Genomic DNA, 25,814 nt, shown 5'->3' with positions numbered 1-25,814 from the left:
TATGACTTATATTTATGATATTTTTAATAATAAATCACATATTATTATAAATTCAACAAAACCAGAAGATTTAAATAGTTCAAAAGATATATTAGCAATATTACTTTATGAATTTCCAACTTTAAATCCAAATTATGTTATTGTATCAAATCCACATGAAAGTTTTGCTGTTTGTGTTGGAGATAATGTTAATTATAAAGGTAAAATACTTATTCAAATTAAAAAAGTTACTAAATTATTAAAAGGAGAAAATAAACATGCCACAACATGCTGAGACTACACAATTGAGTAATTATACTTTAATTAAATTAATAAGAATTGGAATAGCGCCATTAAGTGCAATGATTGGTACAAGTGCTTATTATGGTCAATTAATAGGTAATCCGGTATTAGGAAGTATAAATGCTTTATTATTTTCGAAAAAATTAGGAATTGATATATGAAATTTAAATCAAATTCCTAGTATTAAAACTAAATTACTTAATAGTTTTAAAAAAATATTACTAGGTTTAGGAACAATTGGTTTAGTTAACTATTCAAAGTTTGTTACCAATGATATTAACCCTAATCCAACAGAAAGTCCAACAACAGTTAATCCATTTCCACCAGATTTATTATTATTTAGTAATCCTAATCCTAGTGATAATCATTTAATGGATTGAGATACTTATATATCTTTAAATTCATATGGTATTGCAAATTTGGTTGCTGGAATTACTGAATTAATACCTAGCAAGTTTGAAACTATACGTAAAATAGCAAATATGGCAACTGGTGGTTGCTTAATATCAAGTGGTGTTGCTATGGGTATTAATAATGATTTTATGAATGCTTATGCAATACCTACCATAATTGCTGGTGCAAGTGAAATCATTCATAATTTATTACCTATGGAAACTACATATCATATTGAAGAAATGCAAGAAACACCATTTAATAATGAAACTGCAAGATTAGTAAATGATAATGCAAGTGAATATGGTAGTGATAATATGAGTGAAGTACCATTAAATTTTGATAATGCTTCATTAACTTGAGATTATAACCATATGAGTTTATAATGTTACCTTTAATTATTGAATGAATATATTATGCTTTAGCAACTAATGATATTAAATTAGCATTAATAAATGCTTTAAAAACTTATTATAAAAATCAATCATTAAAAGCAGTATTTGATAGTGAAAATGTTAATGAAAATGAAATACATCAACCTTATTCATTTTTAAATCCAAATATACTTAAAAAATTAGCAAGTATATTAAAACCAAGTGAATTAAGTATACTTCAACATGAAATTAATAAATTTAAAAATCCAATAAATAGTTTTAAAAAATCTATTATGCCAACAGAAATTAGAACAGTTAAAAATTATGTAAATAAATTTGATAATTTATTTAAAGAAAATGAAGAAGAAATACCAGATAATGCATGGGAAGTATTATCAAGTTCATGATTTAAAAAAGGAAGATTTATTGTTGATAATAAGAATTTAAAAATTGGAACTTTAACAACATTATTTCAAAGCGATAATGATAAAAGACAAATATGATATGGTCCTTATACTTATCCAACATTTCCACAAGAAATATGAATATTAATGACACAAGCAAAAGGTAAAAATGGTACTGGTGCAGGAACAATATTTTGAAAATTTTGAAATAGAAAATGATTACCAAGTCAATTAAGAAAATATGTTAAAAGTGAATTAGCAAAAAAAGGTAAATATTATGGTTCACAAGATACTAAAGTAATTTATCCAAATAATATTAATGTACAAAAAACTATGAATTTTATTAATAGATTAGAAAAAGGATTTTTTAAATTAAAAGAATATAAAACTTTATCTAAAAATGAAATTGGAAGTAATCAATGAAGATATGAAAGAAAACAATTATTAAAAAATTCTTTACATACAAATAAATATATAAAAATTAAAAGAAATTCTAATTTTTATAAAACATGAAAGTAGGTGATAATTATTATTGAATTAGATAAACCAATTAAACCAATTGGTATATGAAATACTATTAATCCTATATCAAAAGATAATAAAGAATATAAAAGATTAAATAAAATTTGATTTAATAAAAATAGTACTCATATTGATAAAATTAAAATTTTAATATCAAATATTTTAAAAATAACAAGTCATATTATTGGTATGTTAATAACATTATTTTTTACAATAACACCTTGATTAATACCTAAAATACCAATATCAATGGGAATAGGTAATTATACTAATCAATATAATTTTACTTGACCAGACCATTTAATATTAACTTTATTTCCTATGTTTGGTCATATTGGATTAAATTTAATAACTAAATTAGGTAATTATGGAAAATTAATTAAATATGCATTAATAACAATACCAATTATTATTACAAGTCCTTATTTAATATATCAATATAAAGAAATTAAAAAACATAAAAAAGAATGTCATTTATGTAAACAACATTCAAATAAAATACAATTGGAGGAATAAAAAATGAATTTTTCAATAGAATTAATATCAGCAGTAATAGGAGGAGCAGTTGCTAGTGGAATATCTATTACTTTAGCATTTCTATTATTTGGAAAATCAATTAAAAAATCAAAACAATCAAATTTAGCAAAAGAATTAAAACGTAATAAAGAATTAGAATTTATTACAGCAAATATTCAACAATTAAATACTCATTTACAATTAGAAACTACATCAACTGCTAAATTACTTGATAGTTTTAATGTAGATAAAGAACAAGTAGATAATTTTGTTTTATTACAAAAATCTAAAAAGAAAGAATTAACTGAAAAAGATAAACAAAAAGCAACTAAATTTAAAATTTAAAGGGTTTAAATACCCTTTATTTTACATTAAGGAGTAAATTTTATTATGGCAATTAAAGAACCAATTTTATTTATAACAATTGAAGAATTTAAAAATTCTAAATATTTTAATGAATTATTATTTGATAAAGTAACTACTCCAGATAATGAAATTTGATTTGCAATATCTGTAGCAAGTAATAATATTGATTATTTAAGTGGTTTTACTATTTCAAAAAAATGACCAGAAATAACACCTACAGATTTTACAGATAATATTCAAACAGCAACTACTCATTATGTTAGATTTTTATTAACTAAAGATGTTGATTATTTACGTGGTCAAGGTTCAATTAGTCAAGGTGGATTAACTTATAGTGAAACTAATCCAGATGACCCATATTTTATACCTCCAGAAGTATTTAATTGTTTAAGAAAAATTAAAGAATATCCAAATATTAAAGGTTTTAATTTAAAAGGTATAGAATCACAAAAAAATAATTGATTTAATAAATTTATTTCAAATTATGGTGAAGATAGTCCATTAAATGCATATATACCATATAATAATATAAAATCATTAGATTCTAGAACTAAAGTTACTATCAGTCATCCACAAAATTTATTAAGACCAATAGTTAATATTGATACTAGTGGAATTAAAACAGATATTGATAATTCATTATGAGAAGTTATTACAGATAATCCTAATTTTATTAAACCAAAAGATGATAAAGGTATTGATGCTAATAGTAAAAGGATAATTGATGTTGGTACACCTACATTTTTAAGTGATGCTACAACTAAAGAATATGTTGATAGAAAAATAGATGAAGAATGTGGATATTTAGATACTATTAAACAAAATAAATTAACAGCAGGTAAAAATATTACTATTGATGATGATATTATTAGTGCTACTGGTGGTAGTGGTGAATCATTATGAGAAATAGACCCTAATAATTCAAATATTATTCAACCTAAAGAAAAAAGAATTATTACTTCAAATAATAAAAGAATTATTTATATAGCAGACCCTGAACAACCACAAGATGCTGTAAACAAAAGATATGTTGATAATAAAATACAACCAATTCCAAGTATTCCACAATGAAAAGAAGTAGGGACAAAAGTTAATATAAATCATATTAAATATACTTTTAAATCAAATAATAAATATAAAATTTATTATAATTTTGAAAGTCAATCAAGCATTAAAAAATTTGCTTTTATTTGTAAAGAATTTTTATATGGTGAGTTAAATACTGATGTTCAAACTTTAGATTGAGATAAAGTTAATGATAGAATAATAGTTTCTTTACAAATGCAAAATGATACCATTGCTATTGTTAGTGACCCTACAAGATATGGTCAACTTTTAAAATTAGAAGAATTACAGGAATAATATTATGAATAAAGAATTTACTTATTTACATGAAATTAGTTATTGATTATTAAATAAAAGTGATTTTACTCATAGTGAATATAATTTAAGTGGAAGTAGATATTCAAGTAAAACATATAGTATTGCAGAAGAATTAGCAATATTAATAGCAATTTCAATTAAAGTTAATAAATCAATTGCTATATATTGTTTTAGAAAATTAAATAAAGATATTAATGATTTAGTTAAAGAAATATATAATGCTTTAATAACAATTCATTTTAATGATTATAAAGATTTTACTTTAAAATATCCAAATAAACAAGCAGATTTTCGTTTTAAAGGTAGTAAATCATTTATTAGAGTTATGGGTGTATATAGTAATTCAAATGATAGAATACCTTTAAAAGGACTTTCTAGAAGTGAAATCAAAGGATTTGATTTAGCAATTGAATGATGTGAAGAAGCAAATGAATTTAGTCAACAAGAATTTCAAGCAATTACATTTGCATTAGGAAATGCTAAAAAAAGAATAAAAATTAAAAGTTGTAATCCAGATAATATTTATCAATATTTTATTGAATATATGAATAAAATAGTACCTTTTAATTTAGAAATTATGAAAGAAAATAATGAACAAATTAAATCAATATTTGATAATAATATTTTTAAATTATTTCATTATTCAAATTGAAAAGTAAATTCTCATAATTTGACATTAGATATGATTAATGATTTAGAAGAATTAAAAGTATTAGACCCTATTAAAGCACAAAGTTGATATTATGGTGTACCTAGTATTCTTACTGGTGCTATATTTGCAAGATATCTTGATAAAGTAGGAACTAAATTAGATTTTCAAGTACAAAGATTAACTGGTGGATTAGATATTGGTATGGCAACAAGTTCAAGTGGTCATCCAACTGCTGCTTCATTATGATTTATTGGTGAAAATGAAAATAGTAGAAGAGCGCATAAAGAAAGTGAATTTTATCATAGTAATGTTACTATGCAATATAAAGATACTGATACTTTAGCAAATGATATTATTAATTATTATTTAAATGAAAGTAAACGTTATATAGCAATGTTATTTGGTTTTATTTGTTATGTTGATTATGGTAATGGTGGATTAGTATTTATTGATGTTTTAAAAAGTTGAGTTAAAAAACGTAATATAACATGATTAAAATTTATAGCAGTAGATAAATCAATTTTATATTTAAATGATAGAATTGATTTTACAACAATTTGTATGCTTAAAAATATTATTAGTTTTAATTGAGAAAGATGTATTGAAACTAAAAGACAATATAGTTTAATGCAATGATTAGATAAAAAGAAATTAGATAGTAATAATAATACTCCTAAAATGTTAGATTTACATGATGATACTTGAGATAGTGATATGTATGCTTTAATGCATGAAATGAAATGATTAATTAATGGTATTAATAATAAATTATTAATTAATAAAAATAAATTTAATGGTGATGAATTATGATAAATACAATGGAATATTTAAGTTGTGATAAATCAAATTGATATATTGATATACCTATGATTATTGCTCAAAAATCAACTAAATTATGATTAGGTAAAGGTTTTTTATTTAATTCAAGTAAAAAAGAAATATTAGATTATTTAAATGAAATGAATTTAAAAGATAAATGATTAGAAAAATTTTATAAATTTGGTTTACAAAATAGTTTAATGGGTAAAGTATTTATAATGATTATAGTTAATGAAGATAATACTCAATCACTTAAAATATTACCTAATAGTTTTTGTGGTAGAGTTGCTAAATATAATGAACAAGAACAATCAGCAGAATTTTATTTTATTAATGAACAAGCAGATAGTGCAACTTTAACATGAGTAACAATTCAAAATGGAAAAGTTAAATATGAAACATATAAAGATAATAATAAAGATATTATTTTAGGTTCTACACGTACTAAATTAAAACCAAATATTACTCCATTAAAAACTTATGAAATTAAAAATCCATTTAATTATATACCTATTTTTGAAATAACTAATTTACCAATAATAAATTTATATGGTAATGCTACAACTTTAAATGCATATCCAGATTGTACACCAGTATGAGATTTAATTTGAGATTTAAATCGTGTAATTAGACAAAAAAGATTAGAAAGAGAATTAAATGTTACTACTTTATTTGCTGCTTTAGATAATGAAACAGTTAAAGAAATGCAAGAAAATGGTAATATTGCAGAAAATCCTAAAAAAGATATGTTTGTTAATGTTGGTAGTGCTGGTTATGATAAAAATGGTAATGGTGGAATGCAAATTATACAAGGTAATCCAAAATTTAATGAATATTGATTAGATTATAATGGTACTGCTAAAGCAATATTTAATGGTGCTGGTTATGATTATGATGAACATGGTAATGATGTTTATACTAATAAAACACAAAGTATGTTTAATAATAAATTTGATATGGAAACAACAGAAATAAAAATAGCGTTTTATAGTGCTTATTTTTATCGTATATTTGATTTATTACTTATTAGTGAAAATTTATGAAATGGTATTGGAGAAAGACCTTATAGTTTTAAATTTATTCCAATTGCTATGACTGACCAAATAGTACAAGACCAAATTATTAATTCAAGATTAAATAATGGCACAATGACAATAATTGAAGCAATTGGTGAATATGATAATATTGACCAATTAATGGCTGAAAATAAATTAGAAAATATTATTAATGAAAATCAAAAAATAAATAAAGATTTAGGAGATAATGAAAATGAGCAGACATCAACAAATACAATTAATGAAACACGCTCACATGAGATTAAAAATGCAACAAATATTAATTAAAAGACAAAGTCATTGAAAAATATTTCCATTTATTATAAATAATGGTGCAATACCTTTAACTGAAACTGGTTATAAACCAATTAATAGTAAAATTAGTGATTTTGGTCAATATGAATTAATATTAACTGGTAATACTCCGGTTGTATGTATTTGAAAAAATAGTACAAAAATATATCAAAAAAATAAAGGTAAAATTGACCCAGTAACTCATAAAGTTACAGGTCAAGATGAATTTTATAAAAAAGAATATAAAATTGGTGATTATTGAAATGCTTATTTAATTGATGATACAAGTGGTGTAGATTTTAGTAATTTACCAAATAATCAAATATTTAAAACAGTACAAACTAAAAGACAATATACTTTAGTAATGTTTGAAGAACATATTACAATTGATGATTATTTACAATTTTTTGTTGTATTTAATGATGAAAATGAAAATATTGGTGGTAATAGTAGTAAAAATCAAGATAGACAATTATTATATATTTCAAATGTAACAAATTATTATAGTCCTTATAATGGTGCATTTAGTATGCAAGTATTAACTTTTAGTAGTTTAAATGATAGAGTAGTTTCTAGTGGTCAAAATACACTTGATTTTGTACAATATGCAAGTCCGGGTAGTGGTTATGCTTTCCCTACTATTCAACAAGGAAAAGTAACTTTAAATCGTACTTTAATGTGTGATATTGGTGTAAGATATTCTCATAGACAATCATATGGATTAGAATTATTATCAAGTTGTTATTATTATGGAAGACCTATTATTCAAGGACAAGAACCTATACAACAAGGAACAGAAGAAATATTTGAAAGTAAAGTATTTGCTTCAAGAAGATTATTTATTGCTGGTAATAATGAAAAATCTACAACTAATATTAAAAATAATGGTGGTTTACTTGCTGGAATAAATGATAAAATAACAACAAGTAGTCATCCAGAAACTACATTTTATAATATTATGGATGCAAAACCTACTGGATTTACTAATTTTAAAAATTTTACAGAATGATTAAAAACTTCATTAAATTTTCAAGATAATTTATTTGTAACAAAAGATTTTAAAGGTATGCTTTCTTTTGATAAAGATAAAGCAAGATTAAGTAATGGTACATCAGTAGGAGAAGCAAAATTCTTTTGAGATAGTGAATGAAATATAAATAATTTAACGGGTAATTATAATGTAGATATGAGTAGTAATTTTAAATATAAAGACCCAGATACTCATTTAATTATAGGAAGTCCAACTGTAGATTATTCAAAAATCAGTCAAAAATATATGTCTGCTATATTAAATTTTAATAGTGTAGTATTTTCTCCATTAATACAAATGCCTTATGATAGTCAACAATGATTACCATTTGCTTTAAGTGATATTCCTTTAATTGGTAAATTATTAAATGCTTTAACATTAGGTATATGAAGTAGTTGAGTTATTACTCAAAATGCTCAACAATATAAAAAAATGTTATATTTTAATGGTTTTATGTCAGCATTTTTTACAAGTAATTTAGAAAGTATTATTGGTAATGGTGGTTTAATTCCTTTAAATGCTTTTACAAATGATAATGATTTTACTATTGGTAAATTATTAGGTGCAAATGTTTCAACAACTGCTATGACTATGAAATTAAGTGATAGAATAAGTGTTTATCCATGAGACCCTAGTTCTGGTCATAAATTAGAAACTAAAGAACAAATAAGTACAATTGATTTATCACAAAAGAAAAATAATAAAATTTATATTTTAGCAGAAGATACAGAGTTTTTAGATATAGCAAGTCCTTTTACAAATGAAGATAAAGATTGTCAATGAAATCCTACATCAAACGGAGTAATTGATGGTTCAAATTATGCTTATATTATTGATACAATTGTAACTCAATCATTACATCAGGGTGAAGAAAGACATACATTTTATAGTGATAATCCTTTTACTTATCAAGGTGATTATAATGAAATATCAGTTGCTCAATTTCGTTATAATAATATGGGTTATTTAACTGGAAATGCTTTTAATTGAACTACTTTATATAAATTAAATCATGATGAATATGAAGAAACTGAAGAAACTACTTTTAATTATCCGGCAAAAATATTACCACCAAATCCACAAAATATAGCAAAATCAATAATTATTATTCCAGATTTAAAAGTAGAATTAAATTATAAAGATATACCATTAGTAACAACACTTAACAATTCTATTACTGATAATACTGAAGAATGATTTAATAATAATAGTGCAATTTCTAAAAACATAGATATTGATTTTAAATCAAAATTAGACTCTACATTATTAATTAATAATTTTAATGATTTAAAAAGATTTTATAAATCAGTAACTATTTATTATAATTATAATATAAATTCTGTAAGTGATACACATGGTGGTGGTTATGGTACTAAAGAAAGTTTTAATCCAACAAAAGAATTAACAAGTTCAATTGAAATTAATTTAAATGATTTAATATTTTCAAAGTCAATACCTAATATTGATAAAGAGAAGCATTTTGAAAAAGGTAAAATTGGTAGCCATTCTTCTGGATATGCTTATGCTTATTATCAAGGTAATAAATCACAATATAATTTAGTAACTTATGAATTCACAGTAATTGCTGGTACTGAAGCAAAAATTAGTAATAATAATCCTATTGGATTTGATATATTAAGTAATTCAAACGATAATTTAAATTGAAAAATTAATATTTTTGTTACACCTTGTAAAAGTCATGTAGAAACTATTATAGATTTTGGTGAAAATTCTTATGCTAAAATATATACAAATCAAGAAATAGCCAGTATTTATAAAATAATTTTAAATGCAAGATAAAAATAGTATATAATTATAATAATTTAAAATATTATGATATGGAGAAATTGAATTATGATTGAATTATGATTAGCAGATGTAATAATACTTTCAGTAATGTTTGGATTAGTATTTTTATTATTAATTACATGTAAAGGTCATGATTTATGTCATAGACAAAAAAAAATAGGTATATTTTTTATGTTTATTTCATTAAATATTATTGGTTTATTTTGAGCAAATAAAATTTTTAAAAAAGAAAATCCAAATTTTAAATTTTTAGATATTTTCAAAAGAAAATCTAAAATAAATAATATTTCCCCACAATCTTAAATATTTTATGTTATAACTCAATGATGCTTACTTATGTAAGTATATGTTGATATTAAAAAAAATTTCAAATTTATATTATTTCTAAATAATTAGGTTGGCACCTAATTAAAAAGTTACCAATTAAGGTAACTTTTTTTATATTTTAAATTTTATTATAAACTTGTTATATTACTTTTAACAAAATTAGGTTTATTATCAATTGGTAAATTTTGTTCATTATTGATACTTTTTGCAAAGTTATTATTTAATTTGGTTTCTTTTTTTATTCCTTGATTTTCTTCTTTTAATTCATTACTATTATTTACTTCTCTTTTTTTTCTTGAAGCATGAAAATTTACATATTTACTACCAATATAATGCTTATTCTGATAATATCCACTAACAGTAACGGTTGCTCCCCTTCTAGTTGCATAAGAAATTCTAAAAGCACTGTTATCTAATCCACTTGGTATATCTGTTGCAAATTTAATAGCTCATATAATATCATTATTTGCTGGAGGGTTATTTCTTTGACCGATACCATTTGGAAGATGTATATTTATTGAATCTGGTAAACTAGATGTAATATTTTCTTCAGTATATCTTTTTACTCTTGTAATTTTATTTATTTTATTACCTCACTCTTGTGCTTGTAAGTACATTTGATATGCATCTTCAATTTTTTCATTTTTTAATTGAATTTCAGTTTTAGAAATATTACTTTTTTGCTCATAATTTACTAAAGTTGTACTATTATTAGTACTATTAATCATATTTAATAAATGATTTGAAAATTCTGTTAAATTTTTCATAATTTTATACCTCTTTAATTTTAAACATAAAAAACCCATTTACTTTAAAATAAAGTAATGAGTAAAAACTTATATTAAGTTTTATGGCTTTATTATATACCATGATTTTATTTATACTTATTTAAACTTTTTTTAACTTTATTATTAATATTTTCTTTTAATATTTTTTCTATTTCTTGTTTTGAAATATTTTCTTTCATTTCATTTAAAGCATTATTAAATTGTTGATTATGAAAATGACAAAAAGATAATTTATTTTTTCTTGCAAATGTATAAATTCTTTTATTATTATCATTTAAATATCAAGTACGTTTTAATTCAATTTCAATTTTAATTTGACAATCTTTTGCCATACATTTAATTATATGTTTCATTATTATTTCTCCTTATTTAAATAATATCAACCAATTAATAAACTATCTGCTTCATCATGATTTGATATTGTTATATTTCAACTTTGTTCTTGAATTAATTCATTTGCTAACTGTATTGAAGTATTTTTTATTCAAATAAATTCTTGTTTTTTAGGTAAATTAAAATTATCTTTAAAATAATCTATATATCATTTCTTTCATGAAGAAGGACTTATTAACATATTTTTTGTTAATAATTTATTAAATTGTCCAGCAATAAAACCTCTTAAATGTTCTTGAGTTTCATAACCAATACCATTTTTTGAATGAAAAGTACCACGTTCAATAATTAAATCAATATTGGTATCTTTTATATTATTAAAAAATATTTCACTTTCAAAATTTAAAACTCCATATTTTTTAAAACTATAACTACTAATTAATATTGGTTTTCAAATAATTTCATTTTCATAACAATTTTTACATTCTTTTATAATTTTTAATGAAACATTATCATCATTATGAATTTCACAATATACATATTCTCTAGTAGGTCAATAATTTAAATTTTTATCATATTTATATTTTTTTTCTCATAATGTAAAACCTGTATTTTTAATACTTGGGTCAATTGAAAGTAAATAATTATTCATAATTTCTATACTCATTTTTATTATTATTTTTTAAATTTTTAAATCTTTCACGAATTTCTTTAAATTTATCAAATAATACTTTTAAATAATTTTCACCCATTAATATTAAAAAATCTTTATTATTACTTGGATTTAATCTTTCCATATCTTCTCTTATACATTCATCAAATAAAACTGTATTTGTAATCATATATTTTTCAAAATAATCTAATTGTTTTTCACTTGGTTCTCATTTTTCATTAGATGTTTTTATATTATTAACGTAATTATTTTGTGGTTTATTATTTTGAATTAAATTAACACTATCATTATCTGGGTCAAGTTCATCTTCACTTAATAAAAGTAAATTCATTAAGAAATATCTATAAGCATAAGTTTCTGCACTACCTTTTGCTTTTGCTATATCTGTATTTTTAGCACAAGCAAAAATATTAAAATCTTCTCTAAATTCTATATTATCTAAATCAATAATTGAATATTTTTTTTGATATGAAACTTCTATTTCTTTTGTTACATTTTGTATTTTATTATTATTTTTATCTATAAATTCTTTAATATTTTCTATTTTATTTATATTCATATTTTCTGAAATATCTGAATGTAAAATAAGTATATTTAATTCTCTACATAGTACTTTTAATTTATTAAAAATATCACTTAATAATCAATATTTATAATTACCATGAGTATTAAAACCATTTTTAGGTGTACTACCAATTTCTAATTGTAATTTAAGTATTTTTTTATATAAATTATTCATTATAATCACTCTTTCTATTTTTTGTTTTTTTAATTGCATTTTTAATTAAATTTCTTACAAATTCAGATACAGTTATATTTTTTTCTTTACAAAATTCTTTTAAGTTTTGAAATTCTAATTCTTTAAATCTAATTATTAATATTTTATTTAATAATTCTTCTTTAGATATATTTTTAGGTGACATTATTTATTCACTACTTTCTTTTTTAAAAGCATTTTTAATACTTTCACCATATATACCATTTTCAATATCTTGAAAAAATTGTTGTAAATTATTTGTTATTTCTTGAAAACTTTTATTTTTCATTATTTATTACACTCCTTTAAAATTTTCTAATTGTAATTCATTAATATAATATTCATATAAGTAATCTCAATTATTTGATGTTAAATACATATCTTCTTCAATCATTTCATCAATACATTTATTACAATAATAACTATTATCTATTTCACTAATTCAAATATATTTTTCATTATGAATATTACATTTCATTTTTTTCACCTATTAATTTATAAAAACATTTATTACAAGTTCTATTTCCATATGATGAATTTTTATGACAAATATCACATGAACCTTTAATTCTATATTCTCTACATTCCATAATTATTCATTCCTTTCTATAATTTTTAATATTTCTTGTATTTCAATATATTTTTTATTTTTAAGTAATTTTTCATTACATAAATTTTTTATTAATTCTATTTTTTCAACATTTAATAACATATTAATTTCCTTTAATACTTTAAATAAAATATTTTTTCATTATGAGTATTTATATCTTTCATTGGTGTAACAATATAATTTATTGCTAAATCATTATCATTATATGGGTTATTTATTTTAAAACTTTTCATATCTTGTTCTCATGTAATGTTATATTTAAAACATTCTTGATTTTTATCATTTGTAAAAATATAATAACCATTATATTGTTCATAAAATTCACATGATATTAATTCATTTTCATTTGTAGTAATATTTGGAATATTTTTAATATATTTTAAAATATCACTACCTTTAACACTTTCAATATCTTTTGTAATTGATTTTTTACCTAATTTATAATAAAAATCTTCAATTATTTTTAATGCTATTTTTTTATTTTTTTCATCAATAATAGTATCTTTAATAGGAAATCATGTTTCATATTCACCAATTTCTAATAACATACCTTTAGTTGTTTCTTTAATTTTATTTTTAATATCTAAATTAACATTAATCATTACGTATCCTTTCTATGTATAAGCCTTATCACATACAGTGATAAAAGGCTTATATACTACTAACTAAATACTTACCTACTACTTACTATACGTAAGGCTTATGCTACTGTAAGTAGCAAAGCCTTGGAGGGTAGGGGTTCTAGGGGAAGGGAACCAAAAAATATCAAGTTGTAAAAGAGCATGATAAAAATTACTATTTGCAAATTCCTATACAATAGCTTTTATAATTTTTATTAAATTTGGAATAATTAATTACTTTAATAAAGTATAGGTTTAATAAAATAATTAATTATAATTGTTCAACAATTAAAAAATGAGAGTTTTATCTCTCATTTAAGTTCTTATTAAATCTAACCATTAACTTGATACGCCCTATAAAGTTTTTGTTGAAATACTTTTTATTTTATTTTCCTTTAAAAAGTTAGCAATTATATCAAGAGCATACTTTTTAGTCATTAACAAATGATTAATACTATTAATTTCTGTTAAAGTTAAAATTATTAATTTTCTGCCTGCGTTTTGTTTATTTTTTTGAAATTGATTCAATATTTCTAATGGCAATAAGTTTTTATTTAATAATCTACAAACTCTATGTACGGTTGATTTACTATAATCAACAATTTTTGCTATTTTACGAATCGAAAATCCATAATTTTTATATTAGACTTGGTGCAAAACTAAGGTAATTCAAAATTATATATTCCTGCTATTAAATTAAATCTTAATGCAAATCTTCGTATTTTATTGCGATATTTTAAAATTAAAATTTTAAAACGTTTTAGTTTAGCAAATACGTGTTCAATTTTAATTCTAATTTTACTTAAAGTTTTATTGTATTCTTTTTGAATTGGTGTTAATTGATTGTATTTACTTTTTTTAAATGGCAAAAATGTATTTTTATGAATATTTTGTATACCTTGATAACCTGAATCAACAAAAACTTGTTTTTCTGGATGAATAAAAGTTTTAGATTTTAGAAGCAATTTAAAATCATGAATGCTTCCAAAACAAAAAGCAGTTGAAATCATTTTTCCATTGGAAATATCAATAATTATTTGGGATTTGAGAGAATGATGTTTCTTTTTACCTGAAAAAAGTAATTTTAGTTTTTTTTAATTCTTTCAATTGGAGTTTCAGTAGCATCAATAGCTAACAAATTATTATTAGTACCTTTATTTTTTGTTAAATCTTTTTTTCCAGTTAAATTAAAAATTCCGCTTTTTATTAAAATATTTTCAATTCAAAAAATATTACGAATGCAACTAGTATGACTAATATTATATCTTTTTGCAATAACTCTATAACTACTATAGTCTTTTCAATATTCTAAAGTCATTAATAAACGCTCTTCAATTACAATTTTATTTTTTCTACCACCATAATATTTTTGTTTATACTCAGCAATTTTTAAAATTTCAAGCATTTTATAAAATGTTTGTGGCTTTATGCCGACTAAACTATAAAATTCTTGATCATCTTTATATTTTTTCAACATAATAACTATCACCTTTAATATTAATAATAATCGTTAAATTGTTAAAATTAAAGGTTTGGCACCAAGTCTATTCTTTTATTGCTATTATTGATTCAATACTCAGATACTTATACATTGCGCTAATTCCTTTCTTTTCTTAATTATAGAACTAACACAATTTAATTTTTATATAAGTGTCCTTTTTAATTTTACAATTAAAGAGGTAAAAAGAAACATCATTCTCTCAAATCCCAAATAATTATTGATATTTCCAATGGAAAAATTATTTCAACTGCTTTTTGTTTTGGAAGCATTCATGATTTTAAATTGCTTCTAAAATCTAAAACTTTTATTCATCCAGAAAAACAAGTTTTTGTTGATTCAGGTTATCAAGGTATACAAAATATTCATAAAAATACATTTTTGCCATTTAAAAAAAGTAAATACAATCAATTAACACCAATTCAAAAAGAATACAATAAAACTTTAAGTAAAATTAGAATTAAAATTGAACACGTATTTGCTAAACTAAAACGTTTTAAAATTTTAAGTTTAAAATATCGCAATAAAATACGAAGATTTGCATTAAGATTTAATTTAATAGCAGGAATATATAATTTGGAATTACCTTAGTTTTGCACCAAGTCTAATAATTAAAGTACGACAACTAGATGTACCTTCATCTAATGCCATAATATATTTTTTTTCTTCTGACATATTATTTATCCTTTCTGTACTTTTATTAAAGTATTTAAATTACTTGAATTAAACCACCAGCAATAATTGCTCCTAAAATTGGTCCGATAACAGGAACTGGAGCATATTTTCAATCAGAACTTCCTTTATTTGCTATTGGTAAAATAGCATGAATAATTCGTGGTCCTAAATCTCGAGCTGGATTAATAGCAAAACCTGTTGGTCCACCAATAGCAAGTGGAGATAGGTTACACTTTATTGGACACTAATTACGTAGACAAGTTAACAAATTAGTTAAAAGAAAGGAACTATAATTATGGCCAATATTAACTCATATACCGACGAATTTAAGAAACAAATAGTAGCTTTATATCAAAGTGGTAAGTCAGTGTCTTGTCTTGCTAAAGAGTACAATGTTACAAGAGCAGCTACTTATAATTGAATTAAGCAATTTACTAATTCAGGTAGTTTTAAATCCGAAGATAATCGTTCTGTTGAAGAAAATGAATTAATTAAATTAAGAAAAGAATTAAAACAGTTACGAATGGAAAATGATATTTTAAAGCAAGCAGCACTAATAATAGGCAGAAAATAGAGATTATTATCAATAATAAATGTAAATATAAAATTCGTACAATGTGTCGTTTTTTAAAGCTCTCTAAATCAACATATTATTTTAATTTCAAGAAAAAAGAAAAAAATCAAAATAATATGTATGATGAAGCTGTTATTAGTGCTTTTAAAGAAAATAAAGAAATTTATGGCACAAGAAGATTAAAAGTCATATTAGAAAACCAAGAAATTTATTTATCAAGACGAAAAATTAAAGAAATTATGAATAAACATAATTTAATATCAAAATACACTAAATTAAGACACAAAAATCATCATAATAAAGTCAATGATAGTCAAATAACTAATCTTGTTAATAGAAACTTTAAGAATAGGATTAAAAATGAAGTTATTGTTAGTGATTTAACTTATGTTCAAGTAAATGGTAAGTGAAACTATATTTGTTTATTAATAGACCTATTTAACCGCGAAATTATTGGACATAGTGTAGGCGCTAAAAAAGATGCATCATTAGTATATGAAGCATTTATGCAATCAAATCGCTGTTTAAAAGATATTCAAATATTTCATAGCGATCGAGGTAATGAATTTAATAATAAAATTATTGATAAACTTTTACTAGCATTCAACATAAATCGATCTTTAAGCAAAAAAAGGATGTCCTTATGACAATGCTGTTGCTGAAGCAACTTTTAAAACTTTCAAAACTGAATTTATTAATAGACTTGGTGCAAAACTAAGGTAATTCAAAATTATATATTCCTGCTATTAAATTAAATCTTAATGCAAATCTTCGTATTTTATTGCGATATTTTAAACTTAAAATTTTAAAACGTTTTAGTTTAGCAAATACGTGTTCAATTTTAATTCTAATTTTACTTAAAGTTTTATTGTATTCTTTTTGAATTGGTGTTAATTGATTGTATTTACTTTTTTTAAATGGCAAAAATGTATTTTTATGAATATTTTGTATACCTTGATAACCTGAATCAACAAAAACTTGTTTTTCTGTATGAATAAAAGTTTTAGATTTTAGAAGCAATTTAAAATCATGAATGCTTCCAAAACAAAAAGCAGTTGAAATAATTTTTCCATTGGAAATATCAATAATTATTTGGGATTTGAGAGAATGATGTTTCTTTTTACCTGAAAAAAGTAATTTTAGTTTTTTTTAATTCTTTCAATTGGAGTTTCAGTAGCATCAATAGCTAACAAATTATTATTAGTACCTTTATTTTTTGTTAAATCTTTTTTTCCAGGTAAATTAAAAATTCCGCTTTTTATTAAAATATTTTCAATTCAAAAAATATTACGCATGCAACTAGTATGACTAATATTATATCTTTTTGCAATAACTCTATAACTACTATAGTCTTTTCAATATTCTAAAGTCATTAATAAACGCTCTTCAATTACAATTTTATTTTTTCTACCACCATAATATTTTTATTTAGACTCAGCAATTTTTAAAATTTCAAGCATTTTATAAAATGTTTGTGGCTTTATGCCGACTAAACTATAAAATTCTTGATCATCTTTATATTTTTTCAACATAATAACTATCACCTTTAATATTAATAATAATCGTTAAATTGTTAAAATTAAAGGTTTTGCACCAAGTCTATTGAAGTCATTTATCTCATGAACAATGAGATTGAATAATTTGATTGTCATTGTTAGGTCAATCCGCTTATACTATTTCTCAATTTGCTAAAATTTCAAAAACATCAGCATGATTTAATCGTCAAAAATTTATGAAATCATCACAATTAGCAAAAACACAAAAACCATTCACAAAATTAAAATGTAGAATTGAAATTGATGAAACTTTTATCAAAGAAATTCATAAAGGAAATTTCAAAAATCCAGATGATCCAAGAAAAAAATGAATTGAAGAAAATGCTAAAGATTTAAACTGTTGTATTGAAATGGCAATTGATGAAAATAAAAATATTTATGCTCAAACAACAAATACTAAAAGATTAACAAAAAAATGAGTACAAGAAAATTTAACATCTAAGCTTATCGAAGAAAAATCAATTATAGTTTGTGATATGCAAATACTATATGATACAGTAGCTAAACAAACAAAATGTACTCTCAAGAAATTTAAATCAAAAGAAAATAAAGAATTAAATTATAAAAATTTAAGTAATATCAGTAAAATACAATCAAGTTTAAAAGAATTTATTACTCATTATCATGGCATTGGATTTACCAATATTCAAAATTACCTCAATAGACTTGGTGCAAAACCTTTAATTTTAACAATTTAACGATTATTATTAATATTAAAGGTGATAGTTATTATGTTGAAAAAATATAAAGATGATCAAGAATTTTATAGTTTAGTCGGCATAAAGCCACAAACATTTTATAAAATGCTTGAAATTTTAAAAATTGCTGAGTCTAAACAAAAATATTGTGGTGGTAGAAAAAATAAAATTGTAATTGAAGAGCGTTTATTAATGACTTTAGAATATTGAAAAGACTATAGTAGTTATAGAGTTATTGCAAAAAGATATAATATTAGTCATACTAGTTGCATTCGTAATATTTTTTGAATTGAAAATATTTTAATAAAAAGCGGAATTTTTAATTTACCTGGAAAAAAAGATTTAACAAAAAATAAAGGTACTAATAATAATTTGTTAGCTATTGATGCTACTGAAACTCCAATTGAAAGAATTAAAAAAAACTAAAATTACTTTTTTCAGGTAAAAAGAAACATCATTCTCTCAAATCCCAAATAATTATTGATATTTCCAATGGAAAAATTATTTCAACTGCTTTGTGTTTTGGAAGCATTCATGATTTTAAATTGCTTCTAAAATCTAAAACTTTTATTCATCCAGAAAAACAAGTTTTTGTTGATTCAGGTTATCAAGGTATACAAAATATTCATAAAAATACATTTTTGCCATTTAAAAAAAGTAAATACAATCAATTAACACCAATTCAAAAAGAATACAATAAAACTTTAAGTAAAATTAGAATTAAAATTGAACACGTATTTGCTAAACTAAAACGTTTTAAAATTTTAAGTTTAAAATATCGCAATAAAATACGAAGATTTGCATTAAGATTTAATTTAATAGCAGGAATATATAATTTTGAATTACCTTAGTTTTGCACCAAGTCTAATGATAAAAATTTTAGATCATTAATCCAATTAAAATTAGAATTATTTGATTAGACTTGGTGCAAAACCTTTAATTTTAAAAATTTAACAATTATTATTAATATTAAAGGTGATAGTTATTATGTTGAAAAAATATAAAGATGATCAAGAATTTTATAGTTTAGTCGGCATAAAGCCACAAACATTTTATAAAATGCTTGAAATTTTAAAAATTGCTGAGTCTAAACAAAAATATTATGGTGGTAAAAAAAATAAAATTGTAATTGAAGAGCGTTTATTAATGACTTTAGAATATTGAAAAGACTATAGTAGTTATAGAGTTATTGCAAAAAGATATAATATTAGTCATACTAGTTGCATTCGTAATATTTTTTGAATTGAAAATATTTTAATAAAAAGCGGAATTTTTAATTTACCTTGAAAAAAAGATTTAACAAAAAATAAAGGTACTAATAATAATTTGTTAGCTATTGATGCCACTGAAACTCCAATTGAAAGAATTAAAAAAGGAAATTATCCCCACATGTACTAGTGTGGAGGAAAAAATGAATTGAAATGAATTCAATAGCATATTTCAAACTGAAAACGATTGTTTGAAATATATAGCGAAGTTGAAAATAATGAAATGCATCAGGTGTGCTTCTTCTAGTTTGAATACTTCTGATTTGAGAAGAATACGATGTTTGAACTGTAACCAAACATTTAGTATTCTTTATGGAACCATTTTTTATAAGTCACAGACCCAAATGACATCTTGGTTTTATCTCATCTTTAGATGAATAAACACAAAGCATGGCATACCAGCAACCGATGTTGCAAGGGAATTGGGTGTGACCTATAAAACAGATTGAAGAATGTGTCATGAAATCAGGACTAGAATTGGAAATCAAGATGCAGTTTTCATTGTTGATGGCACAGCACAGATGGATGAAATGTATCTTTCACATTTAGGTTTTAAAAAACAAGGAAGATCCTTGTTGAATAAAACTTTGATTGTTGGAGTTTATGAGAAAACCAGCAACAAACTAATTGTGAAGGTGCTGAAAAATGCAGATGAAAAAAACCTTTTAAGATTTGCATTGAAACACATTTTTACTGAGTGCTGTCTATTTACGGATTCTTGGAAGGGATATGTAAGTTTCAAAAACTTCTATCCCAAACATGAAATCGTAAATCATGAAGTTGGGTATGTGTCACCAACATTTGTAAACACAAACCAGATTGAATCAGCATGAAAGCACATACGACGAACTTTCCGAACACACATAAGAGTTTCAAAGCACAATATTCATTTATATGCAAAAGAATCAGCATATAAATTCAATAACATATCTAGTTTTGAAACTGTAATTTTGTGTTTGATTTAAATACATGCGGGGATAATTTCCTAGGTAGGCTTTTATCTCCATTTATGTGATAAAATTTAAAAATAGTACATAAAGGGATAAAAGCCTTAAAAAAAACTAAAATTACTTTTTTCAGGTAAAAAGAAACATCATTCTCTCAAATCCCAAATAATTATTGATATTTCCAATGGAAAAATTATTTCAACTGCTTTTTGTTTTGGAAGCATTCATGATTTTAAATTGCTTCTAAAATCTAAAACTTTTATTCATCCAGAAAAACAAGTTTTTGTTGATTCAGGTTATCAAGGTATACAAAATATTCATAAAAATACATTTTTGCCATTTAAAAAAAGTAAATACAATCAGTTAACACCAATTCAAAAAGAATACAATAAAACTTTAAGTAAAATTAGAATTAAAATTGAACACGTATTTGCTAAACTAAAACGTTTTAAAATTTTAAGTTTAAAATATCGCAATAAAATAAGAAGATTTGCATTAAGATTTAATTTAATAACAGGAATATATAATTTTGAATTACCTTAGTTTTGCACCAAGTCTAATCAATAATTACTTGTTCTAATTGATTTACATTTTTATAATTAAAATAATCACAACTAATTTTTAAATCAGCATCATTATCGATTTCAAATTCTATTTCTTCATATTTACTATTAAATTCTTCTTGTAATTCTTCAAATTTCTCTATTAATTTTCTTGCATTTTGTAATTCTAATTGTGTCATTATTTATTACACTCCTTTAAAATTTTCTAATTGTAATTCATTAATATAATGTTCTTCTAAGTAATCTCAATTATCACTTGTTAAATACATATCTTCTGCAATCATGTCATTTATACATTTATTACAATAATATGTATTTTCTAATTCAGAAAATCATATATATTTTTCATTATGAATATTATATTTCATCATTATCACTCATTAATTTATAAAAACATTTATTACAAGTTCTATTGGCATATGATGAATTTTTATTACATATATCACATGAACCAAATATTTTTTCAATTTCTTCATATTTTAAATACATTCTTTTATCTTCTTTTAAATTCAACATAATTAATTCTCTCTTTCTATAATTTTTAATATTTATTTTATTTCAATAGACTTGGTGCAAAACTAAGGTAATTCAAAATTATATATTCCTGCTATTAAATTAAATCTTAATGCAAATCTTCGTATTTTATTGCGATATTTTAAACTTAAAATTTTAAAACGTTTTAGTTTAGCAAATACGTGTTCAATTTTAATTCTAATTTTACTTAAAGTTTTATTGTATTCTTTTTGAATTGGTGTTAATTGATTGTATTTACTTTTTTTAAATGGCAAAAATGTATTTTTATGAATATTTTGTATACCTTGATAACCTGAATCAACAAAAACTTTTTTTCTGGATGAATAAAAGTTTTAGATTTTAGAAGCAATTTAAAATCATGAATGCTTCCAAAACAAAAAGCAGTTGAAATAATTTTTCCATTGGAAATATCAATAATTATTTGGGATTTGAGAGAATGATGTTTCTTTTTACCTGAAAAAAGTAATTTTAGTTTTTTTTAATTCTTTCAATTGGAGTTTCAGTAGCATCAATAGCTAACAAATTATTATTAGTACCTTTATTTTTTGTTAAATCTTTTTTTCCAGGTAAATTAAAAATTCCGCTTTTTATTAAAATATTTTCAATTCAAAAAATATTACGAATGCAACTAGTATGACTAATATTATATCTTTTTGCAATAACTCTATAACTACTATAGTCTTTTCAATATTCTAAAGTCATTAATAAACGCTCTTCAATTACAATTTTATTTTTTCTACCACCATAATATTTTTGTTTAGACTCAGCAATTTTTAAAATTTCAAGCATTTTATAAAATGTTTGTGGCTTTATGCCGACTAAACTATAAAATTCTTGATCATCTTTATATTTTTTCAACATAATAACTATCACCTTTAATATTAATAATAATCGTTAAATTGTTAAAATTAAAGGTTTTGCACCAAGTCTATTTTAGAAGCAATTTAAAATCATGAATGCTTCCAAAACAAAAAGCAGTTGAAATAATTTTTCCATTGGAAATATCAATAATTATTTGGGATTTGAGAGAATGATGTTTCTTTTTACCTGAAAAAAGTAATTTTAGTTTTTTTTAAGGCTTTTATCCCTTTATGTACTATTTTTAAATTTTATCACATAAATGGAGATAAAAGCCTACCTAGGAAATTATCCCTGCATGTATTTAAATCAAACACAAAATTACAGTTTCAAAACTCGGTATGTTATTGAATTTATATGCTGATTCTTTTGCATATAAATGAATATTGTGTTTTGAAACTCTTATGTGTGTTCGGAAAGTTCGTCGGATGTGCTTTCATGCTGATTCAATCTGGTTTGTGTTTACACCTTTTGGTGACACATACCCAACTTCATGATTTACGATTTCATGTTTGGGATAGAAGTTTTTGAAACTTACATATCCCTTCCAAGAATCCGTAAATAGACAGCACTCAGTAAAAATGTGTTTCAATGCAAATCTTAAAAGGTTTTTTTCATCTGCATTTTTCAGCACATTCACGATTAGTTTGTTGCTGGTTTTCTCATAAACTCCAACAATCAAAGTTTTATTCAACAAGGATCTTCCTTGTTTTTTAAAACCTAAATGCGAAAGATACATTTCATCCATCTGTGCTGTGCCATCAACAATGAAACCCGCATCTTGATTTCCAATTCTAGTCCTGATTTCATGACACATTCTTCAAGCTGTTTTATAGGTCACACCCAATTCCCTTGCAACATCGGTTGCTGGTATGCCATGCTTTGTGTTTATTCATCTAAAGATGAGATAAAACCAAGATGTCATTTGGGTCTGTGACTTATAAAAAATGGTTCCATAAAGAATACTAAATGTTTGGTTACAGTTCAAACATCGTATTCTTCTCAAATCAGAAGTATTCAAACTAGAAGAAGCACACCTGATGCATTTCATTATTTTCAACTTCGCTATATATTTCAAACAATCGTTTTCAGTTTGAAATATGCTATTGAATTCATTTCAATTCATTTTTTCCTCCACACCAGTACATGTGGGGATAATTTCCTTTTTTAATTCTTTCAATTGGAGTTTCAGTAGCATCAATAGCTAACAAATTATTATTAGTACCTTTATTTTTTGTTAAATCTTTTTTTCCAGGTAAATTAAAAATTCCGCTTTTTATTAAAATATTTTCAATTCAAAAAATATTACGAATGCAACTAGTATGACTAATATTATATCTTTTTGCAATAACTCTATAACTACTATAGTCTTTTCAATATTCTAAAGTCATTAATAAACGCTCTTCAATTACAATTTTATTTTTTCTACCACCATAATATTTTTGTTTAGACTCAGCAATTTTTAAAATTTCAAGCATTTTATAAAATGTTTGTGGCTTTATGCCGACTAAACTATAAAATTCTTGATCATCTTTATATTTTTTCAACATAATAACTATCACCTTTAATATTAATAATAATCGTTAAATTGTTAAAATTAAAGGTTTTGCACCAAGTCTAATAAAACTTTAAGTAAAATTAGAATTAAAATTGAACACGTATTTGCTAAACTAAAACGTTTTAAAATTTTAAGTTTAAAATATCGCAATAAAATACGAAGATTTGCATTAAGATTTAATTTAATAGCAGGAATATATAATTTTGAATTACCTTAGTTTTGCACCAAGTCTATTATATCAATTGATATAACAACATAAGAATCCACAGCACTTTAAACTACTTAACTCCAGTTAATTATCAAAAACAAATGTCTACCAAAAAATAGTCCTAAAAAGTGTTGCCATTCCACTGTTTTATAGGTCACACCCAATTCCCTTGCAACATCGGTTGCTGGTATGCCATGCTTTGTGTTTATTCATCTAAAGATGAGATAAAACCAAGATGTCATTTAGGTCTGTGACTTATAAAAAATGGTTCCATAAAGAATACTAAATGTTTGGTTACAGTTCAAACATCGTATTCTTCTCAAATCAGAAGTATTCAAACTAGAAGAAGCACACCTGATGCATTTCATTATTTTCAACTTCGCTATATATTTCAAACAATCGTTTTCAGTTTGAAATATGCTATTGAATTCATTTCAATTCATTTTTTCCTCCACACTAGTACATGCGGGGATAATTTCCTTATTTTATTAGTCAAAGTAGTTTAAAAGGAAAAATTAATAATGAATTAGCTACTAAAATTGTTGATTTAATTGTTGATAATAAAGATATTTATAATTTTATTTATAATCTTCCATTTAATATTAGTGACAAGAACTATTCATTAAACTATATTTTTGATAATAATAATTTAATTGAAATTTATTATAATAAATTTAAAAATGATAATATTACACAAAATGTAAATTTTAATTATACTACTAATTATAATGGAACAGATTCTACAAATGTTTATAATAGTGAGCAAAAAAATATATTTTCAAATTGAACTGACTATGCTAAATCTTGGGATGATTTTACTACTTTATTTCCTAGTATCAGCTTTGATAATAATTCTTTTATTTCTGCTGG

Annotated in this window: 40 protein-coding genes and 3 pseudogenes; 21 read left to right on the top strand and 22 right to left on the bottom strand. The window is 22.8% G+C overall.

The features are described from left to right. Position 1: 1 nt before the first annotated feature. From AAHM78_RS05620 to AAHM78_RS05575, 10 genes are read left to right on the top strand one after another with little or no spacing between them, the layout of a single operon-like run. Positions 2-292 (top strand): hypothetical protein, encoded by a 291-nt coding sequence (locus tag AAHM78_RS05620; protein ID WP_342254641.1) that lies wholly within the window; start codon positions 2-4, stop codon positions 290-292. Next, positions 258-1,061 (top strand): hypothetical protein, encoded by an 804-nt coding sequence (locus AAHM78_RS05615; protein WP_342254640.1) that lies wholly within the window; start codon positions 258-260, stop codon positions 1,059-1,061. The genes AAHM78_RS05620 and AAHM78_RS05615 overlap by 35 nt, the downstream gene beginning before the upstream one ends. Beyond that, positions 1,061-1,972 carry a hypothetical protein gene (locus AAHM78_RS05610; RefSeq protein ID WP_342254639.1) on the top strand — a complete coding sequence of 304 codons (912 nt, stop codon included), beginning with the start codon at positions 1,061-1,063 and terminating at the stop codon, positions 1,970-1,972. Before AAHM78_RS05615 ends, AAHM78_RS05610 begins: the two co-directional genes overlap by 1 nt. Next, positions 1,973-2,491, top strand: coding sequence for a hypothetical protein (locus tag AAHM78_RS05605; protein ID WP_342254638.1), 519 nt, complete (start codon positions 1,973-1,975; stop codon positions 2,489-2,491). A 3-nt stretch (positions 2,492-2,494) separates the two neighbouring features. Then, positions 2,495-2,836, top strand: a complete 342-nt coding sequence (locus tag AAHM78_RS05600; protein WP_342254637.1) for a hypothetical protein — start codon at positions 2,495-2,497, stop codon at positions 2,834-2,836. A gap of 45 nt (positions 2,837-2,881) precedes the next feature. Continuing rightward, complete coding sequence (locus AAHM78_RS05595) at positions 2,882-4,219, top strand: hypothetical protein (protein WP_342254636.1); 1,338 nt, start codon at positions 2,882-2,884, stop codon at positions 4,217-4,219. Positions 4,220-4,223: 4 nt separating this feature from the next. Then, a complete protein-coding gene (locus AAHM78_RS05590) occupies positions 4,224-5,705 on the top strand; it encodes a hypothetical protein (RefSeq protein WP_342254635.1) in 1,482 nt (493 codons plus the stop codon). Next, the gene (locus tag AAHM78_RS05585; RefSeq protein ID WP_342254634.1) at positions 5,699-7,054 is read left to right on the top strand and encodes a hypothetical protein; all 1,356 of its coding nucleotides are present in this window, start codon (positions 5,699-5,701) and stop codon (positions 7,052-7,054) included. The genes AAHM78_RS05590 and AAHM78_RS05585 overlap by 7 nt, the downstream gene beginning before the upstream one ends. Further along, positions 6,981-9,890: a hypothetical protein gene (locus tag AAHM78_RS05580; protein WP_342254633.1), complete on the top strand. Its 2,910-nt coding sequence runs from the start codon at positions 6,981-6,983 to the stop codon at positions 9,888-9,890. The genes AAHM78_RS05585 and AAHM78_RS05580 overlap by 74 nt, the downstream gene beginning before the upstream one ends. A gap of 54 nt (positions 9,891-9,944) precedes the next feature. Then, positions 9,945-10,202, top strand: coding sequence for a hypothetical protein (locus tag AAHM78_RS05575; RefSeq protein ID WP_342254632.1), 258 nt, complete (start codon positions 9,945-9,947; stop codon positions 10,200-10,202). A gap of 152 nt (positions 10,203-10,354) precedes the next feature. Here the strand turns inward: AAHM78_RS05575 and AAHM78_RS05570 are convergent, their stop codons facing one another. The 10 genes and pseudogenes from AAHM78_RS05570 to AAHM78_RS05525 form a co-directional block, all read right to left on the bottom strand. Then, positions 10,355-10,993 carry a hypothetical protein gene (locus AAHM78_RS05570; protein WP_342254631.1) on the bottom strand — a complete coding sequence of 213 codons (639 nt, stop codon included), beginning with the start codon at positions 10,991-10,993 and terminating at the stop codon, positions 10,355-10,357. 107 nt (positions 10,994-11,100) lie between these two features. Beyond that, positions 11,101-11,367, bottom strand: a complete 267-nt coding sequence (locus tag AAHM78_RS05565) for a hypothetical protein (protein WP_342254630.1) — start codon at positions 11,365-11,367, stop codon at positions 11,101-11,103. Positions 11,368-11,369: 2 nt separating this feature from the next. Next, on the bottom strand, positions 11,370-11,999 hold the full coding sequence (locus AAHM78_RS05560; RefSeq protein ID WP_342254629.1) for a hypothetical protein: 630 nt from the start codon (positions 11,997-11,999) through the stop codon (positions 11,370-11,372). Beyond that, entirely contained in the window at positions 11,992-12,759 is a 768-nt protein-coding gene (locus tag AAHM78_RS05555; protein ID WP_342254548.1) for an ERF family protein, read from the bottom strand. Before AAHM78_RS05555 ends, AAHM78_RS05560 begins: the two co-directional genes overlap by 8 nt. Next, positions 12,752-12,943 (bottom strand): hypothetical protein, encoded by a 192-nt coding sequence (locus AAHM78_RS05550; protein ID WP_342254237.1) that lies wholly within the window; start codon positions 12,941-12,943, stop codon positions 12,752-12,754. Before AAHM78_RS05550 ends, AAHM78_RS05555 begins: the two co-directional genes overlap by 8 nt. 129 nt (positions 12,944-13,072) lie before the next feature. After that, positions 13,073-13,255 carry a hypothetical protein gene (locus tag AAHM78_RS05545; protein WP_342254238.1) on the bottom strand — a complete coding sequence of 61 codons (183 nt, stop codon included), beginning with the start codon at positions 13,253-13,255 and terminating at the stop codon, positions 13,073-13,075. 245 nt (positions 13,256-13,500) lie between these two features. Further along, positions 13,501-13,989: a hypothetical protein gene (locus AAHM78_RS05540; RefSeq protein WP_342253704.1), complete on the bottom strand. Its 489-nt coding sequence runs from the start codon at positions 13,987-13,989 to the stop codon at positions 13,501-13,503. A 375-nt stretch (positions 13,990-14,364) separates the two neighbouring features. After that, positions 14,365-14,649: pseudogene (locus AAHM78_RS05535) on the bottom strand (IS30 family transposase); the annotation flags it as partial. Positions 14,650-14,666: 17 nt separating this feature from the next. Next, the gene (locus tag AAHM78_RS05530) at positions 14,667-15,032 is read right to left on the bottom strand and encodes a transposase family protein (protein WP_342255053.1); all 366 of its coding nucleotides are present in this window, start codon (positions 15,030-15,032) and stop codon (positions 14,667-14,669) included. 59 nt (positions 15,033-15,091) lie between these two features. Next, a complete protein-coding gene (locus AAHM78_RS05525) occupies positions 15,092-15,484 on the bottom strand; it encodes a transposase family protein (RefSeq protein WP_342254627.1) in 393 nt (130 codons plus the stop codon). 246 nt (positions 15,485-15,730) lie between these two features. Between AAHM78_RS05525 and AAHM78_RS05520 the strand changes: the two genes are divergently transcribed. Next, positions 15,731-16,096, top strand: a complete 366-nt coding sequence (locus tag AAHM78_RS05520) for a transposase family protein (RefSeq protein WP_342255052.1) — start codon at positions 15,731-15,733, stop codon at positions 16,094-16,096. A 118-nt stretch (positions 16,097-16,214) separates the two neighbouring features. Here AAHM78_RS05520 and AAHM78_RS05515 read toward each other — a convergent pair. After that, positions 16,215-16,397 (bottom strand): annotated as a pseudogene (locus tag AAHM78_RS05515) (aquaporin); the annotation flags it as partial. 78 nt (positions 16,398-16,475) lie between these two features. On the opposite strand from AAHM78_RS05515, the gene AAHM78_RS05510 reads away from it, so the two are divergent. Both AAHM78_RS05510 and AAHM78_RS05505 read left to right on the top strand, forming a co-directional pair. Beyond that, positions 16,476-16,754, top strand: a complete 279-nt coding sequence (locus AAHM78_RS05510; protein WP_342254626.1) for a transposase — start codon at positions 16,476-16,478, stop codon at positions 16,752-16,754. A 41-nt stretch (positions 16,755-16,795) separates the two neighbouring features. Next, positions 16,796-17,428 carry a DDE-type integrase/transposase/recombinase gene (locus tag AAHM78_RS05505; protein WP_342254625.1) on the top strand — a complete coding sequence of 211 codons (633 nt, stop codon included), beginning with the start codon at positions 16,796-16,798 and terminating at the stop codon, positions 17,426-17,428. Positions 17,429-17,468: 40 nt separating this feature from the next. Here AAHM78_RS05505 and AAHM78_RS05500 read toward each other — a convergent pair whose 3' ends face one another. Further along, positions 17,469-17,834, bottom strand: coding sequence for a transposase family protein (locus tag AAHM78_RS05500; RefSeq protein ID WP_342255050.1), 366 nt, complete (start codon positions 17,832-17,834; stop codon positions 17,469-17,471). A gap of 59 nt (positions 17,835-17,893) precedes the next feature. Next, on the bottom strand, positions 17,894-18,127 hold the full coding sequence (locus AAHM78_RS05495; protein WP_342254624.1) for a transposase family protein: 234 nt from the start codon (positions 18,125-18,127) through the stop codon (positions 17,894-17,896). Positions 18,128-18,342: 215 nt separating this feature from the next. On the opposite strand from AAHM78_RS05495, the gene AAHM78_RS05490 reads away from it, so the two are divergent. The 6 genes from AAHM78_RS05490 to AAHM78_RS05465 all read left to right on the top strand — a co-directional run bounded on the left by AAHM78_RS05490 (position 18,343) and on the right by AAHM78_RS05465 (position 21,766). Continuing rightward, a complete protein-coding gene (locus tag AAHM78_RS05490; protein ID WP_342253558.1) occupies positions 18,343-19,008 on the top strand; it encodes a hypothetical protein in 666 nt (221 codons plus the stop codon). Between the two features lie 33 nt (positions 19,009-19,041). Then, the gene (locus AAHM78_RS05485) at positions 19,042-19,434 is read left to right on the top strand and encodes a transposase family protein (RefSeq protein WP_342252838.1); all 393 of its coding nucleotides are present in this window, start codon (positions 19,042-19,044) and stop codon (positions 19,432-19,434) included. 50 nt (positions 19,435-19,484) lie between these two features. Then, on the top strand, positions 19,485-19,859 hold the full coding sequence (locus AAHM78_RS05480; protein WP_342255049.1) for a transposase family protein: 375 nt from the start codon (positions 19,485-19,487) through the stop codon (positions 19,857-19,859). Between the two features lie 136 nt (positions 19,860-19,995). Beyond that, positions 19,996-20,406 (top strand): transposase family protein, encoded by a 411-nt coding sequence (locus tag AAHM78_RS05475; RefSeq protein WP_342253099.1) that lies wholly within the window; start codon positions 19,996-19,998, stop codon positions 20,404-20,406. Between the two features lie 118 nt (positions 20,407-20,524). Continuing rightward, entirely contained in the window at positions 20,525-21,241 is a 717-nt protein-coding gene (locus AAHM78_RS05470) for an IS1595 family transposase (protein ID WP_342253100.1), read from the top strand. A 150-nt stretch (positions 21,242-21,391) separates the two neighbouring features. Next, positions 21,392-21,766 carry a transposase family protein gene (locus tag AAHM78_RS05465; RefSeq protein WP_342254954.1) on the top strand — a complete coding sequence of 125 codons (375 nt, stop codon included), beginning with the start codon at positions 21,392-21,394 and terminating at the stop codon, positions 21,764-21,766. A gap of 13 nt (positions 21,767-21,779) precedes the next feature. Here AAHM78_RS05465 and AAHM78_RS05460 read toward each other — a convergent pair whose 3' ends face one another. The 8 genes from AAHM78_RS05460 to AAHM78_RS05425 all read right to left on the bottom strand — a co-directional run bounded on the left by AAHM78_RS05460 (position 21,780) and on the right by AAHM78_RS05425 (position 24,728). Then, a complete protein-coding gene (locus AAHM78_RS05460) occupies positions 21,780-21,965 on the bottom strand; it encodes a hypothetical protein (RefSeq protein ID WP_342253101.1) in 186 nt (61 codons plus the stop codon). A 6-nt stretch (positions 21,966-21,971) separates the two neighbouring features. After that, positions 21,972-22,157, bottom strand: coding sequence for a hypothetical protein (locus AAHM78_RS05455; RefSeq protein ID WP_342254623.1), 186 nt, complete (start codon positions 22,155-22,157; stop codon positions 21,972-21,974). Next, positions 22,144-22,362, bottom strand: a complete 219-nt coding sequence (locus tag AAHM78_RS05450) for a hypothetical protein (protein ID WP_342254622.1) — start codon at positions 22,360-22,362, stop codon at positions 22,144-22,146. Before AAHM78_RS05450 ends, AAHM78_RS05455 begins: the two co-directional genes overlap by 14 nt. 2 nt (positions 22,363-22,364) lie before the next feature. Continuing rightward, a complete protein-coding gene (locus tag AAHM78_RS05445) occupies positions 22,365-22,574 on the bottom strand; it encodes a transposase family protein (protein WP_342252825.1) in 210 nt (69 codons plus the stop codon). Next, positions 22,541-22,669 carry a hypothetical protein gene (locus tag AAHM78_RS05440; RefSeq protein WP_342252839.1) on the bottom strand — a complete coding sequence of 43 codons (129 nt, stop codon included), beginning with the start codon at positions 22,667-22,669 and terminating at the stop codon, positions 22,541-22,543. The genes AAHM78_RS05445 and AAHM78_RS05440 overlap by 34 nt, the downstream gene beginning before the upstream one ends. 119 nt (positions 22,670-22,788) lie before the next feature. Then, positions 22,789-23,181, bottom strand: coding sequence for a transposase family protein (locus AAHM78_RS05435; protein ID WP_342252835.1), 393 nt, complete (start codon positions 23,179-23,181; stop codon positions 22,789-22,791). Between the two features lie 301 nt (positions 23,182-23,482). Continuing rightward, on the bottom strand, positions 23,483-24,199 hold the full coding sequence (locus AAHM78_RS05430; RefSeq protein WP_342254621.1) for an IS1595 family transposase: 717 nt from the start codon (positions 24,197-24,199) through the stop codon (positions 23,483-23,485). 82 nt (positions 24,200-24,281) lie between these two features. Continuing rightward, entirely contained in the window at positions 24,282-24,728 is a 447-nt protein-coding gene (locus AAHM78_RS05425) for a transposase family protein (protein WP_342254620.1), read from the bottom strand. A 75-nt stretch (positions 24,729-24,803) separates the two neighbouring features. On the opposite strand from AAHM78_RS05425, the pseudogene AAHM78_RS05420 reads away from it, so the two are divergent. Further along, a pseudogene (locus tag AAHM78_RS05420) lies at positions 24,804-24,953 on the top strand (transposase); the annotation flags it as partial. A gap of 2 nt (positions 24,954-24,955) precedes the next feature. Further along, positions 24,956-25,063, top strand: a complete 108-nt coding sequence (locus AAHM78_RS16800; RefSeq protein WP_425289748.1) for an IS3 family transposase — start codon at positions 24,956-24,958, stop codon at positions 25,061-25,063. On the opposite strand, the gene AAHM78_RS05415 is transcribed toward AAHM78_RS16800, so the two are convergent. Then, entirely contained in the window at positions 25,019-25,186 is a 168-nt protein-coding gene (locus AAHM78_RS05415) for a hypothetical protein (RefSeq protein ID WP_342254619.1), read from the bottom strand. The genes AAHM78_RS16800 and AAHM78_RS05415 overlap by 45 nt on opposite strands. Positions 25,187-25,814: the final 628 nt, after the last annotated feature.

The sequence above is a fragment of the Spiroplasma endosymbiont of Zeiraphera isertana genome (assembly GCF_964030805.1).
Taxonomy (GTDB): Bacteria; Bacillota_I; Bacilli_A; order Mycoplasmatales; family VBWQ01; genus Spiroplasma_E.
The sequence above is the reverse complement of the archived record's forward strand: the minus strand, read 5'-3'. Positions and strand labels throughout refer to the sequence as shown.